Raw genomic sequence first — 15,565 nt, forward strand, 5'->3', positions numbered from 1 at the left:
CGCCTTTCTTCACCTCGCCCCGCTTGCGGGGAGAGGTCGAAATTCGCGCGAGCGCGAATTTCGGGTGAGGGGGACTCTCCGCGAGTCCGTCTCTCACCTCCTTTGCGGATACAGCCCCTCACCCCAACCCTCTCCCCGCAAGCGGGGCGAGGGAGCAAACCGCGAAGCGCGGAGACACTGATGGTCAATTTTTACGGCAAAACCTTCCCCTCCCGCCTCCTGATCGGCAGCGCGCTTTATCCCTCGCCTGCGATCATGCAGTCGGCGATCCGCGCCTCGGGCTCGAACATCGTCACGGTGTCGCTGCGGCGCGAATCCGCCGGCGGCAAGACCGGCGACGCGTTCTGGAATCTGATCCGCGAGCTCGACGTCACCGTGCTGCCGAACACCGCCGGCTGCCGCAGCGTGCGCGAAGCGGTGACCACGGCCAAGCTCGCACGCGAATTGTTCGGCACGAGCTGGATCAAGCTCGAAGTCATCGCCGACAACGACACGCTGCAGCCCGACGTGGTCGGACTTGTGGAAGCAGCAAGCATCCTGATCAAGGACGGCTTTGAAGTGTTCCCCTATTGCACCGAGGATCTCTCGGTCGCCAACCGCCTGGTCGATGCCGGCTGCAAGGTGGTGATGCCGTGGGCGGCGCCGATCGGCAGCGCAAAGGGCATCACCAACCGCGACGCGCTCAAGCTGATGCGCGAGCGGCTGCCCGATATCACACTGGTGGTCGACGCCGGCATCGGCGCGCCGTCGCATGCGGCGCAAGCGCTCGAGCTCGGCTACGACGCCGTGCTGCTCAACACGGCCATCGCCAAAGCCGCCGATCCCGTCGCCATGGCCAACGCCTTCCGCCTCGGGATCGAAGCCGGCCGCACCGCTTTTGAGGCCGGGCTGATGAACGCCCGCGATTTCGCCTCCCCTTCCACCCCTGTCGTTGGGACACCGTTCTGGCATGCCGTATCCTGATCGCAACGCGTATCCTGATCGCTTTTATCCCGTCGTCGACAGCCTGGCCTGGGTCGAGCGCCTGACCAGGCTCGGCGTCGGCACCATTCAGCTGCGCGCGAAAGATCTCGACGACTCGCAATCGCTGCAGATGGTCACCGATGCGCTGGCGATCACCGCGGGCACGCAAGCCAAGCTCGTCGTCAACGATTATTGGCGCGCGGCGATCGTCGCCGGCGCGAAATATCTGCATCTCGGCCAGGAGGATCTTGCAGACGCCGACCTCGCGGCCATCCGCGAGGCCGGCTTGTCACTCGGCGTCTCCACCCATGACGATGCGGAGCTGGACACCGCGCTCGCCGCCGAGCCCGATTATGTCGCGCTGGGCCCGATCTTCTTCACCACGCTGAAGTCGATGCGCTTCGAACCGCAGGGCATTCCAAAGATCACGGAGTGGAAGAAGCGCATCGGAAATATCCCGCTGGTCGCGATCGGCGGCATCAAGTTCGAGCACGCCGCGGAGATCTTTGCCGCGGGCGCCGATTCCATCGCCGTCGTCAGCGACGTCACCCAGAATGCCGACCCGGATGCGCGGGTGCGGCAATGGCTCGGCCTATCCGCGGAGGCCGCGTGATGCGCACTCTCTCCACCCGTCATTGCGAGGAGTACTTGCGACGAAGCAATCCAGACTGTCTCTGCAGAGAGATTCTGGATTGCTTCGCTGCGCTCGCAATGACGGAGCAAGAATTCACCGCCCTCGCCCAGACGCACGCACATACGAATTAAACCGGAGGATCCCATGAACATCCGCTCCAATCCCGACAAGACCGTTCCCGCCGTCACCACCGGCCCGCTGCCCTCGTCGCGAAAAATCTTCGCTTCGCCCGATGCCGCGCCCGACCTGCGCGTGCCGCTGCGCGAGATCATCCTCTCCGAGGGCGCCGGCGAGCCGAACCTGCCGGTGTACGACACCTCCGGCCCCTACACCGACCCGAGCGTGACCATCGACGTCAACGCCGGTCTCGCGCGCGGCCGCAAGGCCTGGGTGCTGGAGCGCGGCGGCGTCGAGGAATATCAGGGACGGCAGATCAAGCCGGAGGACAATGGCAGCGTCTCCACCGACAAGGCCGCGCGCGCCTTCTCGGCCTATCACCAGCCCCTGCGCGGCCTCGACGGCCACAAGATCACCCAGCTCGAATTCGCCCGCGCCGGCATCATCACCAAGGAGATGATCTACGTCGCCGCGCGCGAAAACCTCGGCCGCAAGGAGCAGCTCGAGCGTGCGGAAGCAGCCCTTGCCGACGGCGAGAGCTTCGGCGCCGAGGTCCCCGCCTTCATCACCCCGGAGTTCGTCCGCAGCGAGATCGCGCGCGGCCGCGCCATCATCCCCTGCAACATCAACCACAGTGAACTCGAGCCGATGATCATCGGCCGCAACTTCCTCACCAAGATCAACGCCAATATCGGCAACTCGGCGGTGACGTCATCGGTCGAGGAAGAGGTCGAGAAGATGGTGTGGGCGATCCGCTGGGGCGCCGACACCGTGATGGACCTCTCGACGGGCCGCAACATCCACACCACCCGCGAATGGATTTTGCGCAACGCGCCGGTGCCGATCGGCACCGTTCCAATTTATCAGGCGCTGGAGAAGTGCGACGGCGATCCGGTCAAGCTGACCTGGGAACTCTACAAGGACACGCTGATCGAGCAGTGCGAGCAGGGCGTCGATTATTTCACCATCCACGCCGGCGTGCGCCTGCAATACATCCACCTCACCGCCAACCGCGTCACCGGCATCGTCAGCCGCGGCGGCTCGATCATGGCGAAGTGGTGCCTGGCGCATCACAAGGAGAGCTTCCTCTACACCCATTTCGACGAGATCTGCGACCTCATGCGCAAGTATGACGTCTCGTTCTCGCTGGGTGATGGCCTGCGTCCCGGCTCGATCGCGGACGCCAACGATCGCGCGCAGTTCGCCGAGCTGGAGACGCTCGGAGAACTCACCAAAATCGCGTGGGACAAGGGCTGCCAGGTCATGATCGAAGGCCCCGGCCACGTGCCGATGCACAAGATCAAGATCAACATGGACAAGCAGCTCAAGGAGTGCGGCGAAGCGCCGTTCTACACCCTCGGGCCCCTGACCACCGACATCGCGCCGGGCTACGACCACATCACCTCGGGCATCGGTGCGGCCATGATCGGCTGGTTCGGCTGCGCCATGCTCTGCTACGTCACGCCGAAGGAGCATCTTGGGCTACCCGATCGCAACGACGTCAAGGTCGGCGTCATCACCTACAAGATCGCCGCCCACGCCTCCGACCTCGCCAAGGGCCACCCGGCAGCCCAACTGCGCGACGACGCCCTCTCCCGCGCCCGTTTCGACTTCCGCTGGAGCGACCAGTTCAACCTCGGCCTCGACCCCGACACCGCCAAGAACTTCCACGATGAGACCCTGCCGAAGGAAGCCCACAAGGTCGCGCATTTCTGCTCGATGTGCGGCCCAAAATTCTGCTCGATGAAGATCACGCAGGACGTCCGCGATTACGCGGCGACGCTGAACGATCCGAACGGCGTGGGCATGTCGATGAGCGGCACTGCCGAGGACGGCATGGCCAAGATGAGCGCGAAGTTCAAGGAGATGGGGAGCAGCGTTTATCTGGATGCGGAGAAGGTGAAGGAGAGCAATCGGGTGTTGTGAGGTATCGCGCACCTTTGCGTGACCTTCCGGATGCTTGATGATAGGCTACGAATCAATGGCATCAAAAACAAAATCATCGACCAAGAAGTCAGCGACGGCCCCCGTAGAGTGGGAGTTCGACGCTGGCTTGAGGAAGGATGTCTGGCGGAGGCTTTCGCAACTGAAGGCCTCTACAGTTCAAAGATCTGGTAAATCAGGCGAATTGCACAAGAAATTGCCACGCAAGAAGTAGTTGGCTCGATGGCGCTATATCGAACTAGTGATTGGCGCCGCCAGATTCCGATAAAGAAGGGCGGAGACAAGGAGGCTTACCGTGCCCCTTGGCGAAGAGATTATGCTCGCCTAATCCACAGCCCTAGCTTCCGCAGGCTTCAAGGAAAGACACAAGTTTTCCCGGGTAGGGAGTCAGATTTTTTCCGTAACAGGCTCACGCATTCGTTGGAAGTGGCTCAAATTGCGAAATCGATCGCAATTCGCCTTAACTACACCTCAGGGCTCTTCCGCGGTGAGCAGAGGAACGTAAAAGCCTCACGCGCTATTCCCACAAATGCACCAAGTCAGACTTCGGTTTTCGACTTTTCTCGAAGTAGAGGTTCTAAAGAATATTACTTTTCACGCTGTTATTCGATCCCCAAGAGTCCAAGTGGTCGAATACCGAGGAAAGGATATTGTTCGCAAAATTTTTGAAGCGTTGTCTGGTCCAAAGGGACTTCGGCTTTTGCCTGAAGATTTCCGAGCTGTGTGCGAAGGAGCGACTCGCGCACAAGAGCTTCGCGCGATTTCAGACTTTATCGCCGGAATGACCGATCGATACGCGATTGAGTTTTATACGCGATTGTTCGGTGCAGAGGGACTTACTATTCACAAACCCCTGTAAGATGTTAGCCCTCAGTTGATAGACTCGTCCCCACACCGCCTCCCCGACCAGCTCCGCCCCAACCTCCGCCTCGTCTTCGTCGGCACCGCCGCCAGCACGCGCTCGGCGGAGCTCGGGCACTACTACGCCCATCCCGGCAATCGCTTCTGGCGCGCGATCCACGAGGCCGGAATCACGCCGCGGCGCTATCAGCCGGGCGAGTTCGCGAGCTTGCTCGATCTCGGGATCGGCTTCACCGACCTGTCCAAGTCGGGCGCCGGGATGGATCACCAGATCGCGGCTGAGACGATCGACGTGCCGGGGTTCAGGGCCAAGATCGAGCAGTATCGCCCGAAGACGATTGCGTTCACGAGCAAGAAGGCGGCGAGCTTGTTTTATGGCAGGCCGTCAAGCGGGATTGCGCTCGGGCGGCAGCAGCGCGATGAGAGTTTGCCCGAAATCTTCGTGCTGCCCTCGCCGTCCGGCGCCGCGTCCGGGCATTGGACATTGGAGCCGTGGCACGATTTGGCCGAGTGGATCGGCAAGCTTCAGGAAAACGATCTCAACACCGGTTGATACGTTCTGAGACTCACATCGTACCCCGCTTCCCAAGGAAACCGTCCCTCGCGATCTGGCCATACGATCTGAAGGCAGGGAAACGGCCGCGGCAATCTTGCATAGAACCAGATCGCCGTGCCGAGATAGGCTTCGTAGGCCCTGAGCGGCACCTCGACGAAGCAGACCTTACGCTCGAGCGGAAGGTCGTCGCAGACGTCGCCCGCGACGTAGCGCCGTCCCGCTGCGGCTCGGTCGCGAACGGCGTTGATGACGGCGCAAGCGTCTTTGGAGTCGAGCCCGAACAAGACGAGTTCGGCGTGCGCGTAGTTGAGGTAGAGGCCAATCGAGAAAACATAAGCCGGGGTCTGCGCCTCAGCGGCGATGCCCATCAGATGGCAGCCGTGTTCCCGAACGTTGCGGAACAGTATCTCGTCGGGAGCCCCGTCCGGCTCGGGCCATACGAAACTATCCAGCATGGGCGGGTCTCGGACCTGGCGTTCGCGGGGTGCATGAGCGCAGCGTAACCCACCACCTCGCGTCTGCAAACGACATCCCTCAGCCCCTCACCCCGCATACGCCCTGTCCAGATCCACAATCACGATCTTTCTCATCTGCATCATCGCCTGCATGACGCGGTTCGCCTTGCTGCGGTCGGGGTCGCCGAGGTAGCGGCCGAGCGCTGATGGGATCACCTGCCAGGACAGCCCGAACTTGTCCTTGAGCCAGCCGCAGCGGGATTCCTCGCCGCCGTCGGCGGTGAGCCTGTCCCAGAAATAATCGACTTCCGCCTGCGTCTCCACGCTGATGAAGAACGACACCGCCTCGTTGAACTTGTATTGCGGACCCCCGTTGAGCGCGTTGAAGCGCTGGCCTTCGAGCTCGAACACCGCCATGAAGTCGCTGACAGTCTCGACCTCGGCGTTGGGGAACACCGATTTGTAGAAGGCGACGGCCTCCGGCACGTTGTTGTCGAACCAGAGAAACGGCGTGATGGAGGTCATGAATGGAAATCCTTTTGCCTCGGGCGGACGCGCGCCGGCGCGCCGATGTTCCAAGGACGAGGCAGGAGGCAACGATCCGACAGTGGCGGCGGGATTTTCTTGTAGCCCGGATGAGCGACAGCGACATCCGGGGCCGGCAGCTGCCCCGCATATCGCTATCGCTCATGCGGCTACGGGTCCACGAAAACGCATTAACCTGTCGGAATCCACTCATTCCATTCGTCCTCCGAACGCAAGCCACCACCCGGAGCCCGCCAGATGCCGCCCACCATCACCGCCTTCGCCAACTCTCCGGACCGCGGCAAAGGACAGGCCCGCGACATGCGGGTTCGTTGGGCGCTCGAAGAAGTGGGGCAGCCCTACGATGTGCGTCTGGTTTCGTTCGAAGACATGAAAGCGCCCGCCCATCTCGCCCTGCATCCGTTCGGGCAGATTCCAACCTACGAGGACGGTGACCTCGCCCTGTTCGAGTCCGGCGCGATCGTGCTCCATATCGCGGAGCGCCATACCGGGCTGCTGCCGACGGAGCCGCACGCCAGGGCCCGCGCGATCGCGTGGATGTTTGCCGCGCTGAGCACGCTGGAGCCGCCGATCGTCGAGCTCGGGATGGCCATGCTGTTCGAGCGCGACAAGGGCTGGTACGCGGAGCGGCTGCCGATGCTGCAGGATCGCGTCCGTGTCAGGCTCGGCGAATTGTCCCGCCGCCTCGGCGATGCCGACTGGCTCGACGGTGCGTTCAGCGCCGGCGATCTCATGATGGTGACGGTGCTGCGCCGGTTGAATGCGTCAGGCCTGCTGGACGAATATCCAGAAATCGCCGCCTACGTCGCCCGCGGCGAAGCACGGCCCGCGTTCAGGCGGGCATTCGAGGCACAATTTGCGGTGTTCACCGCCGCATCGCGTTCGTAGGGTGAGTTAGCCGCGCGGCTGCGTCGTCATCGGCTAACCCACCGTCGCACCGTCACGTCTCTCAGGGCACCTTGAACTGCTTGCGCGACGTCGCACCGATCACCTCGATGCCAATGGTGCCGCGCAGATGGGAAATATCCAGGCTGACGTGATAGGGGGCTTGCCTGGGCAATCCGATGCCGCTTTGACATCCGACGACCTCGATGCCCCAGTATTCCGGTTGTCGGATGTAGATCAGCGGCACCAATTCGACCTTCATCGTCACCCATGGCTTCACGCCGCTGACGATCAGGATGAACGTATTGGGCACGATACCGGGAACCACCTCTGCATCCGCAAATGATATGAGCCTGCAAGTGCTTGAATGAGGTAGCGCTTCCAGCTCCTTGAGATCACTCTCTTTCATGGAAAGCTCCTGCTGAAATCGATGACCATCGGCTGTCATCACCTCACAGTCTAATTCAATCTTTGATTGTATACAATGGGCGCCGCGCCTCGCACAGCTTTGAGCAATTCATCGCGTCACACGGTGAGATCCCGATAGTTGGGGAACGCCGCCCTACAGCGCATCTCGAATGTAAGGCCGAGCAAATTCGTGTACTGATCGGGCATTGCTTCTGCCGCAAAGCCCCCGCATGCTACCTCCGCAGATCGATGAGGAGCCCGCCCATGCTGACCCTCTACTCCTATCCAGAGCTGTTCGGCGTCGCCGACAACAACGGCTACGGCCTCAAGGTCTATGCCTTCCTGAAGATCGCGGGCGTACCGTTCATGCATGAGCATGTGTTCGATGCCTCCGCCGCGCCGCGCGGGCAGCTGCCCTATATCGTGGATGACGGCGAGACGATCGGCGACAGCGAGACCATCATCGCGCACGCGACAGCGAGATACCGCCTCACCACCGACGCAGCGCTAACTGCCGAGCAAAGGCGGACCAATCACTTCGTCACGCGCATGCTCGACGATCTCTATTGGGTGATGTCGTATTCGCGCTGGAAGGACGAGCGCTATTATCCCGCGTTCCGCGACGCCTTCATCGCGCAGCACAATCAGATCGACGCGACAGGGTTCGAGAAGGCGAAGGCGTATAATGCGCAGCGCTACCATTTCCAGGGCATCGGCCGCTACACGCCCGAGCAGGCCTACGCGCGGGGGCTCGCCGATCTGCAGGTGCTGGCGGAGATCGTTCCCGTCGCGGGCTTCGTGCACGGCGCGGCGCCAACAAGCGTCGATGCCGGCATCTACGGCTTCATCGCCAACATTTATTACTTTCCCATCCCGACACCGCTGAAGGCCTTCGTCGATGCGCACGAGAATCTCGTCGCACATTGCGAGAGGGTGCATGCGATGGTGTCGGGAACGTAGCCCGGATGAGCGACAGCGACATCCGGGGCTGAGGGTTGACCCGCATGTCGCTCTCGCTCATGCGGGCTACGAAATGAGCTGATCGCCCTACCGCATCGTGATCGCAAGCCCGCTGAGATCCGCATTCGCCATAAGGCCGACCTGCGTGCCGGACAGCTCGAGCACGGCGCCCTTCTGGTTGGTCAGCACGATCGCACGGGCGCCGCGGCCCACCGCGATGCCGGCACCGGCGGCGCCGTAGACGCCGGCGATGTCGGAGGGCCGGTTGATGTTCGAGACGCGGCCGCGCAGCACGGTCTTGGAGCCGCCGAAGACGAGGCCGTAGTCGAGGCCGCCGGTCGAGAGCGAATAGGCGCGGCCGCGGAAGTTCAGCACGCCCGAGCCGCCGGAGCCGCCGATGATCCAGCCCGCCTTGTAGATCGTCAGCACCACGGTGCCGCCATCGGCCAGCGCCGAGGTCGAGAGGCCGGCCAGCGCGGCAATGCCGACCAGCGCGGCGCGAAGGGTGGATGCGAACTTCATGAAGAATCTCCGGGGGCTATCTTTCAAGGGGAAAGCGAATCAGACGAGCGGAATCTATCCGATGGATCGGGGCGGCAACATGATGGCTGGGCGTGTGTCGCGGTCTGTAGCAACACACTCAACTGTCATCGCCCGGTTTAACCGGGCGATCCAGTATTCCAGAGAGAGCGATGGTGAACCGAGACGCCGCGGCGTACTGGATGACCCGGTCGAGCCGGGCATGACGGCGGAGTTTGGCGCGACGAGACGCTCACCCGCCATCATGCCATTCTGCCCCCGTTTTGCCCGACGAAGCAACGATTATTTTGCTTTTCCCGAAGTCAAAAAGAAACATCAATGATTTCCGCCGGATGCCTACTGTGCATGGGGTTGTTTTCGCGTTTTTTGTTGGAGGCGCCCCGGCCTGCCGCTACGCTTGTGCGTCCAGCCGTCCATCCGAGGTGATCCCATGCCGATCCAGCATTTCGCGCCCCCGCCGCACGTCAAGGCGCCGCCGCTGTCCTTTGCCGCGCGCGCCGGCGATCTCCTGTTCGTCTCCGGCATTCCCGGCTTCGACGCGACCGGCGCGCTGCCCGATGGCTTCGATGCGCAGTTCGCCAACGTCGCCGTCAACATCAAGCGCGTGCTGGCGGAGGCCGGCGCCGAGATCCGCGATCTCGTCAAGGTCAACGTGCTGCTGACCCGCGCCTCCGACGTCGCCGCCATGAACGCGCTCTATGCCGGCGCCTTCGGCCCGCCGCCCTACCCTGCCCGCACCACCTGCGTGGTCCACGCACTGCCCGATCCGAAGATGCTGATCGAGATCGAGGCGGTGGCGTCGCTGGCGAAGGGGTAGACGTGTGCTCGTCCGGCGATAGTCAAGGAATAAGGATCGTTCGAACAGCCGACCAACGGCTGACATATCCGTGAACGGTCGCCGCCCCGCTTGCCAGCCGCACCATTTTGCCGCACCAGTTCCCGTGTCACGTTCCCATCAGGAGATATTTCATGCGTCGCGTTCTCGCCCTCTGTGCCGTTGCCGGCATCGCCACCTCCGTGTTCGCCGTGCCGGCCTCCGCGGCGGTCGGCTATTACGTGATCCGCTGGGACAACACCGGCATCTGCCAGGTCTGGAACGAAGACCTGAAGTACAAGCCGTTCCAGTGGGGCGTGTCGACCTACAAGGTCGTCAGCAAGCCGCTCCCGACCTTCACGGCCGCCTCGGAGCTCCAGATCAAGCTGCGCGCGGAGCGCCGCTGCACGCTCTAGGCGTGAGGCGACAGACCGCATTTCAAGGGGCGGATCGCGCAAGCGGTCCGCCCTTTTCTTTTGGACGCGCCATTGGTTTTTCGGCGAACGTCGCGCATTTCCGCGCACGCGCTTTGAACCTGGCCCGTTGGCGGACCTACTCACATTTTGTCCGGGGCGCCCCCATCCTTGCCCGCTTGTTTTTGCCCGCTTGTTTTTTCACCTCGCGGCTTTGGAGCCAATCGATGCGCGCACCGACGACAGCCACGGTTCTGGCCGCATCGCTGCTTCTCGCCGCAACGGCGAACGCACAGGCCCCGCAATCCTTCCGCGTGATCTCGCCAGTGTTCGGCCAGCTTGTCAGCTTCGCGATGCCGTCGAATTTTTCCGCGGTGTTCGAGAACACCAAGGGCGGCCACTACATCCGCGAGGCCGTGCTGAAGGGTGAGACGCCCGAGCGCTGGACCGAGATGATCACCGTAACAGGCGAGAAGGGTATGACGACCACTCCTGGTTCATCGCCGGAGAAGTTCGCGGGCTCGATCGCAGGCGGTTTCAAATCCGCCTGCCCCGACAGCTTTGCGGCAAGGTCGCTTGGCGCCACCGCGTTCGGCCGCTTCGAAGGTTTCGTCGCCGTGATCGGCTGCGGCCGCGTCGACAGCGGCCCGACCCGGCACAGCGAGACCGCGCTCCTGGTCACGCTGAAGGGCACGACCGACTACTACACAATCCAGTGGGCCGAGCGCGGCCCCGAAAGCGACGAGCCGCCGGTGAACGACGACCGCTGGCAGGCGCGTTTGCGCGCGCTCAGCCCGATCGAGCTCTGTCCGATCGTAGCAGGCGAAGCCGCGCCCTATCCAAGCTGCGTGAACAAGAGTTGAGGCCTCACGCGTCCTTGTACGCGCGGGGATGGATCAGGAGATCGCGCGCGGCGGCGAGATCGATGAAGGCTTGCGCGCTGCCGCCTTGGTCGGGGTGCATGCCCTTGGCGGCGCGGCGATAGGCCTGGTTGATGTCCTCGCAGGTGAGCTGTACCGCGAGCGGCAGGCCGAGCACCTTGCGGGCGCGATCCTCGCTGGACAATGTCTTCGGCGCAGCATTGCGGCGGCCGAAGCGCGGCGCGGTCAGGTCGTGAACGACATCGAGCACCACGCCGAGACGGCGCCGTGCCGCCAGCGTGACGCTGTGATCGTCGTTGTCGACGGCCTGGCGCAGCACCGGAAGCGCCTGCTCGGCAGCCTGACGCAGCATGGTATCGGTGCTCATCCGCGTGATCTCGGCCACCAGACGGCCCGCCTCGGCCCAATCGGCGCCGTCCGCCGACCGCAGGCGTTCGAGTGCGAGTTTCCAGGATTCAAGCCGTTCCATCATGCGCGCAACGTTTAGCAATCAAGATCAGTATGCCAAGGCCGCCGTTTCCGACCCCTTAATTTCGAGTTAGCCTTTCATGAAACTTCGAAACGAATCCTGAAGGAAATTGTCACAGCTGCGCGCAGACCGCATCGCGGTCGTTACGTCCCCGCCGGACGGACCGCCAGACCCGGCACGGATCAGTTGAACTGATACGCGAGACCGAAAGTCGCAACGTGGGTGCGCAGTGTGACATCGAAAGTATCGACGGTGTTGCTGGGCGCGAAGTGCGACGTTCGACCGATTGCGTAAGTCGACGTGCCGAAGTCGGCGAAGCGGTATTCGGCGCGCGCCAGCCAGTGATGGCCCAGCGCCGTCTCCAGGCCACCGCCGAGGGTCCAGCCCAGTTTCGTCGTGGAGTTCGCTATCACCGACGGCGATAAATTAAACAAGGTCCGGCAGGGCGCGCTCCCGCAGGTCGAGATCACCTCGTCATGCTGCCACGCCGCACCGCCGCTCGCGAATAGCAGCGTCGCCGGCGTCACCAGGAAGCCGAGACGCGCGCGCAAGCTCGCGTCCCATGTTGACTTCACCACAAGGGAATCGGCGGCCTCGTGGAAGGTGCCGAAGGCAGGCGACACCGGATATCCGCTCAGGGTGACGGTCCGGCCGGCAAAGCCGGCGTCGCCCTCGATACCGGCGACCCATTTGGGAGCGAATTGCCAGTTGACGCCGGCATAGGGACTGGCGCGGAAGGCGGTGCCGTTGAACGGCACCGTGTTCTTCTCGAGCGGAATCAGTGCAACGCCAAACAGTTCCGACGTTGCCGCCGTATCCACCTGCTGCGCGCGGGCACCGAGACCAAGACCGAGATAGGGGCCGGTCCATGACATCGCGATCGGCGCTGCCTTGGTGATCATCGCTGCCTGCACTCCTGCCACGATCGGGTCGCCGAACTTGTAGGCCAGGCCGAACGAGGCGGCGTGAGTCTGGATCTTGAGATCGAATTTGTCCTCGGTCGAATTGAAGCCCGAAGCGGGCACGGCAGTTCGAGCAATGGTGAACGGTGCAGCGCCAAAATCGGCGTAGCGATATTCGGCGCGCGCAAACCAATTGCCACCCAGCGCGGTCTCGATGCCGCCACCGACGGTCCAACCAACCTGGATAGACGATGCGGAAATCACGGCGGGCGAAAACGTGAAGCCGGGACAGTTGGCGCAGTTCGAATTGATGTAGCTACGCTGCCAGGCGATGCCACCGGTCGCATAGGCCAGCGTGGAAGGTGTGAGCAGGAAGCCGAGACGGGCACGCAGGCTGGCGTCCCACTCGGTCTTTGCGGTCAGGCTGTCGGGCGGCAAGGCGAAGCGGACGAAGCCGGGGGAGAAGGCCAGCGACTGGCGCGTGGTGGACTGGTCGGCGAAGCCGACATCGCCTTCGAGGCCCCCAATCCATTGCGGCGCCAATTGCCAGTTGAAGCCGCTAAAGGCACTGGTGCGGAAGCCCAGTCCGTCGAAGGACGCGCTTGTCGGCCGGCCGTCCGCCAGATTTTGCGGGGCGCCGGCGACCGTCTCCGATGTCGCCGTGGCGTCCGTGCGCGAACCACGGAAACCAAGCCCAAAACCCGCATAAAATCCACCCCAGAGCGACGTGACCGCCGATGGGACCTTGTACGTCGGCGCGCCCCCGCTATCCGCCGCCAAGGCAGGCACCGTCGCTGCGAACGCGATCAGAGCCGCGCTTCCGCCCCTCAACTTCTTCATGCCCAATATCCCCGTCCGCGCGGAATCGCCGCCGCCCCAAATATTCGAGACAGATGTGACGCTGACGGCGCCAGATTTCTTGGACCCAAGCGACGGCGGATCAGACAAGAACGAACTGGCGATGTTCGTGCCGTGCCGTGGCATCTTTGCCACGTCCATCGGAAGTCACCGCGCTCCCCCGATTGCATAAGGCGTCAGCGCGGCATGGCGTTTCTGCCGCCTTCGTTTTCAACTAGTCTTGCCGGCAACGTTGAAAAACCCCAGCCAAGGAAACGCCCATGCCTCTCCTCCAAAACCATCTCGCCGTCATCACGGGCGCCGGATCCGGTATCGGCCGGGCCATCGCTGCCGGCTACGCCCGCGAGGGCGCGCAGGTGGTGCTGCTCGACGTCAATGCCGACACGGTCGCGGAAGCCGCCGAGGAGATCCGCAAGTCCGGCGGCAAGGCCGAGAGCTTTGCGCTCGACGTCACCAAGCGCGACGACTGCTTTGCGCTCGCCAGGCAAGTCGCCGACAAGGTCGGGCAGGTCTCGATCCTCGTCAACAATGCCGGCATCACTCGCCGCAATGCCTTCACCGCGGATACCGAGACGGTGGCGAAGGACTGGAACGACATCATCTCGCTCAACCTCAACGGCGTCTTCAACATGACGCAGGCGTTCCTCAGCCCCTTGCGCGCAGCCAAGGGCCGCATCGTCAATATCGGCTCGATCCAGTCCTTCGTGCATCTGCGCACGCCGAGTTCGGCGGCCTACACCACTTCGAAACACGGCGTGCTCGGCTTCACCAAGGCGCTCGCGGTCGAGCTCGGCAAGGAAGGCGTGCGCGTCAATGCGATCGGGCCGGGCTTCATCGAGACCAACATCAACGCCAATGTGCGCGCGACCAATCCGGCGCTGGTGCAGGCTTTCGTCGATCACACGCCGCTGGCGCGCACCGGCAAGCCCGAGGACATCGTGGGTCCCGCGATCTTCCTTGCGTCGGACATGTCGGCCTACGTCACGGGAACGATCGTGATGGTGGATGGCGGATACCGGACGGTGTGAGCGGGATGATGCCCGCTCCGTAACGCGGGGTATGCTCGCGGGAACATGCAATCCGTGCCAATCGCGGCGGTGCGGCGGCATTCCCAAGGTCAATTGGTGCGATCGCCCCGCGGTTAACCTTTCGTTAACCAAACCCGCCCACCGTAGATTTACGGCTTGGGGGTCGTTTGTTCTCGATCCGCTTCCAAAGAGGGAGGCGGGCGTTGATCGGGGAGTGTGTCGATGACCACTGTTCATGTCGCTGCGTCCGAGCCGGGCGCATATTTCCTTTCACCGAACCAGATCGTTCCGCTGCTGATCGGCGCGACCGTCGACGAGGTCGAGCGTGAGCTCGTGCTGCAGACGCTCGCCCGCTGCGACGGCAATCGCACGCGCGCCTCGCGCGTGCTCGGCCTCTCGGTGCGCACACTGCGCAACAAGATCAGGCTCTACGCCGCCTCCGGCATCGAGGTCCCCGCCTATCACGACTAGCGCGTGACGTGCGGCCGATTGGTGTTGATCAAGCCAGCGCGCTGTCCGGGCGGAATTGCCGCTGTCGTCAAACGCCGCTAATTAGCTTGCTTCCGGTCAAGGGAGCAGCGGCGTGGCAGACGAACCAAAACGGCAGGGACCTCAGGGACCGCGCGGACGGCAGGGCGAACCGGGGCGGCCGGGACCGCAGGGTCATCCGGGCAAGCGCGGGCCGGATGGGGCGCGCGGCAAGCCGGGACCTCAGGGCAAGCCGGGGCCGATCGGGAAGGCCGGATCGCTGGGCAAGCCCGGTCCGCGAGGCAAGCAGGGCGAAGCCGGCCCGCGCGGGGCGGCCGGTGCACAGGGACCTGTCGGGCCGCAAGGGCCGGCGGGGCCGCAGGGCCCGCGTGGTGAAGCCGGACCTCCGGGCCAACTCCCGTCGATCGAACAGGTGCTGCCGTGGCTCGATCAGCTGTTCGACGCCTGGGACGAGCGCCGCCGCCAGCGCGAGCGTGAAGCCGCCGAGCGCGACGCGCTGGAAGCCGCCGTGCAGGAGACCGACGACGCGCCCCTCGGTGACGAGGACGAGGACAGCGAAGGCGATCACAGGAAGAAGAAGAAAAAGAAGAAGCACGGCCAAAAGGACTGACAGGCGAATCTATTTCGTCCCATTCTCGCGTCGCGGCAGCATGCCCATGCGCTCGAACTGCCAGCGCATGGCGCGGTACCAGAGATAGCCGACCGCTGCGCCGCACAAGGCCAGGATCACGACGTTCGCGCTCGAGAACGAGCCGCTCCACCACGTCATCCACGCGGTCCATAGCAGCGTGAAGACGATGGCACCTGCTTTCAGCGGAAGAAGGGGGCGGGTCATGGTGGTG

Annotated in this window: 21 protein-coding genes; 14 read left to right on the plus strand and 7 right to left on the minus strand. The window is 63.5% G+C overall.

Annotated features, from left to right (window positions below; translation table 11 throughout):
* Positions 1-180: 180 nt before the first annotated feature.
* The 5 genes from AC0L3J_RS18050 to AC0L3J_RS18070 all read left to right on the plus strand — a co-directional run bounded on the left by AC0L3J_RS18050 (position 181) and on the right by AC0L3J_RS18070 (position 5,072).
* A complete protein-coding gene (locus AC0L3J_RS18050) occupies positions 181-963 on the plus strand; it encodes a thiazole synthase (RefSeq protein ID WP_473347958.1) in 783 nt (260 codons plus the stop codon).
* A complete protein-coding gene (locus tag AC0L3J_RS18055; RefSeq protein ID WP_473347959.1) occupies positions 950-1,576 on the plus strand; it encodes a thiamine phosphate synthase in 627 nt (208 codons plus the stop codon). The genes AC0L3J_RS18050 and AC0L3J_RS18055 overlap by 14 nt, the downstream gene beginning before the upstream one ends.
* Positions 1,577-1,741: 165 nt before the next feature.
* Positions 1,742-3,640 carry a phosphomethylpyrimidine synthase ThiC gene (gene thiC / locus AC0L3J_RS18060; RefSeq protein WP_473347960.1) on the plus strand — a complete coding sequence of 633 codons (1,899 nt, stop codon included), beginning with the start codon at positions 1,742-1,744 and terminating at the stop codon, positions 3,638-3,640.
* A gap of 547 nt (positions 3,641-4,187) precedes the next feature.
* A complete protein-coding gene (locus tag AC0L3J_RS18065) occupies positions 4,188-4,517 on the plus strand; it encodes a hypothetical protein (protein ID WP_473347961.1) in 330 nt (109 codons plus the stop codon).
* 15 nt (positions 4,518-4,532) lie between these two features.
* Positions 4,533-5,072, plus strand: coding sequence for a mismatch-specific DNA-glycosylase (locus AC0L3J_RS18070; RefSeq protein WP_473347962.1), 540 nt, complete (start codon positions 4,533-4,535; stop codon positions 5,070-5,072).
* Here AC0L3J_RS18070 and AC0L3J_RS18075 read toward each other — a convergent pair.
* Positions 5,045-5,530 (minus strand): DUF4262 domain-containing protein, encoded by a 486-nt coding sequence (locus AC0L3J_RS18075; RefSeq protein WP_473347963.1) that lies wholly within the window; start codon positions 5,528-5,530, stop codon positions 5,045-5,047. The two genes, AC0L3J_RS18070 and AC0L3J_RS18075, sit on opposite strands and share 28 nt — an antisense overlap.
* An 87-nt stretch (positions 5,531-5,617) precedes the next feature.
* Positions 5,618-6,055 (minus strand): VOC family protein, encoded by a 438-nt coding sequence (locus tag AC0L3J_RS18080; protein WP_473347964.1) that lies wholly within the window; start codon positions 6,053-6,055, stop codon positions 5,618-5,620.
* 258 nt (positions 6,056-6,313) lie between these two features.
* Between AC0L3J_RS18080 and AC0L3J_RS18085 the strand changes: the two genes are divergently transcribed.
* Positions 6,314-6,964 (plus strand): glutathione S-transferase family protein, encoded by a 651-nt coding sequence (locus AC0L3J_RS18085; RefSeq protein WP_473347965.1) that lies wholly within the window; start codon positions 6,314-6,316, stop codon positions 6,962-6,964.
* Positions 6,965-7,025: 61 nt separating this feature from the next.
* On the opposite strand, the gene AC0L3J_RS18090 is transcribed toward AC0L3J_RS18085, so the two are convergent.
* On the minus strand, positions 7,026-7,370 hold the full coding sequence (locus tag AC0L3J_RS18090; RefSeq protein WP_473347966.1) for a hypothetical protein: 345 nt from the start codon (positions 7,368-7,370) through the stop codon (positions 7,026-7,028).
* 263 nt (positions 7,371-7,633) lie between these two features.
* Between AC0L3J_RS18090 and AC0L3J_RS18095 the strand changes: the two genes are divergently transcribed.
* Positions 7,634-8,329 (plus strand): glutathione S-transferase family protein, encoded by a 696-nt coding sequence (locus AC0L3J_RS18095; RefSeq protein ID WP_473347967.1) that lies wholly within the window; start codon positions 7,634-7,636, stop codon positions 8,327-8,329.
* A gap of 87 nt (positions 8,330-8,416) precedes the next feature.
* Here the strand turns inward: AC0L3J_RS18095 and AC0L3J_RS18100 are convergent, their stop codons facing one another.
* A complete protein-coding gene (locus AC0L3J_RS18100; RefSeq protein ID WP_027519692.1) occupies positions 8,417-8,851 on the minus strand; it encodes a hypothetical protein in 435 nt (144 codons plus the stop codon).
* On the opposite strand from AC0L3J_RS18100, the gene AC0L3J_RS18105 reads away from it, so the two are divergent.
* The 4 genes from AC0L3J_RS18105 to AC0L3J_RS18120 all read left to right on the plus strand — a co-directional run bounded on the left by AC0L3J_RS18105 (position 8,850) and on the right by AC0L3J_RS18120 (position 10,959).
* The gene (locus AC0L3J_RS18105; protein WP_473347968.1) at positions 8,850-9,191 is read left to right on the plus strand and encodes a hypothetical protein; all 342 of its coding nucleotides are present in this window, start codon (positions 8,850-8,852) and stop codon (positions 9,189-9,191) included. The genes AC0L3J_RS18100 and AC0L3J_RS18105 overlap by 2 nt on opposite strands.
* A gap of 108 nt (positions 9,192-9,299) precedes the next feature.
* Positions 9,300-9,686 carry a RidA family protein gene (locus AC0L3J_RS18110; protein WP_473347969.1) on the plus strand — a complete coding sequence of 129 codons (387 nt, stop codon included), beginning with the start codon at positions 9,300-9,302 and terminating at the stop codon, positions 9,684-9,686.
* A gap of 152 nt (positions 9,687-9,838) precedes the next feature.
* Positions 9,839-10,099, plus strand: a complete 261-nt coding sequence (locus tag AC0L3J_RS18115) for a hypothetical protein (RefSeq protein WP_007613673.1) — start codon at positions 9,839-9,841, stop codon at positions 10,097-10,099.
* 224 nt (positions 10,100-10,323) lie between these two features.
* On the plus strand, positions 10,324-10,959 hold the full coding sequence (locus tag AC0L3J_RS18120; protein ID WP_473347970.1) for a hypothetical protein: 636 nt from the start codon (positions 10,324-10,326) through the stop codon (positions 10,957-10,959).
* A gap of 4 nt (positions 10,960-10,963) precedes the next feature.
* On the opposite strand, the gene AC0L3J_RS18125 is transcribed toward AC0L3J_RS18120, so the two are convergent.
* Both AC0L3J_RS18125 and AC0L3J_RS18130 read right to left on the minus strand, forming a co-directional pair.
* Positions 10,964-11,449: a J domain-containing protein gene (locus AC0L3J_RS18125; RefSeq protein WP_473347971.1), complete on the minus strand. Its 486-nt coding sequence runs from the start codon at positions 11,447-11,449 to the stop codon at positions 10,964-10,966.
* Between the two features lie 179 nt (positions 11,450-11,628).
* Positions 11,629-13,188 (minus strand): outer membrane protein, encoded by a 1,560-nt coding sequence (locus tag AC0L3J_RS18130; protein ID WP_473347972.1) that lies wholly within the window; start codon positions 13,186-13,188, stop codon positions 11,629-11,631.
* 278 nt (positions 13,189-13,466) lie between these two features.
* Between AC0L3J_RS18130 and AC0L3J_RS18135 the strand changes: the two genes are divergently transcribed.
* The 3 genes from AC0L3J_RS18135 (at position 13,467) to AC0L3J_RS18145 (ending at position 15,333) form a co-directional block, all read left to right on the plus strand.
* Positions 13,467-14,234, plus strand: coding sequence for an SDR family NAD(P)-dependent oxidoreductase (locus AC0L3J_RS18135; RefSeq protein ID WP_473347973.1), 768 nt, complete (start codon positions 13,467-13,469; stop codon positions 14,232-14,234).
* Between the two features lie 222 nt (positions 14,235-14,456).
* Complete coding sequence (locus tag AC0L3J_RS18140; protein WP_027519697.1) at positions 14,457-14,705, plus strand: helix-turn-helix domain-containing protein; 249 nt, start codon at positions 14,457-14,459, stop codon at positions 14,703-14,705.
* Between the two features lie 112 nt (positions 14,706-14,817).
* Positions 14,818-15,333, plus strand: a complete 516-nt coding sequence (locus AC0L3J_RS18145; protein ID WP_473347974.1) for a collagen-like protein — start codon at positions 14,818-14,820, stop codon at positions 15,331-15,333.
* Positions 15,334-15,342: 9 nt separating this feature from the next.
* On the opposite strand, the gene AC0L3J_RS18150 is transcribed toward AC0L3J_RS18145, so the two are convergent.
* Complete coding sequence (locus tag AC0L3J_RS18150; protein ID WP_027519699.1) at positions 15,343-15,558, minus strand: hypothetical protein; 216 nt, start codon at positions 15,556-15,558, stop codon at positions 15,343-15,345.
* Positions 15,559-15,565 lie beyond the last annotated feature (7 nt).

It is taken from the genome of Bradyrhizobium sp. Kon37 (assembly GCF_055807535.1).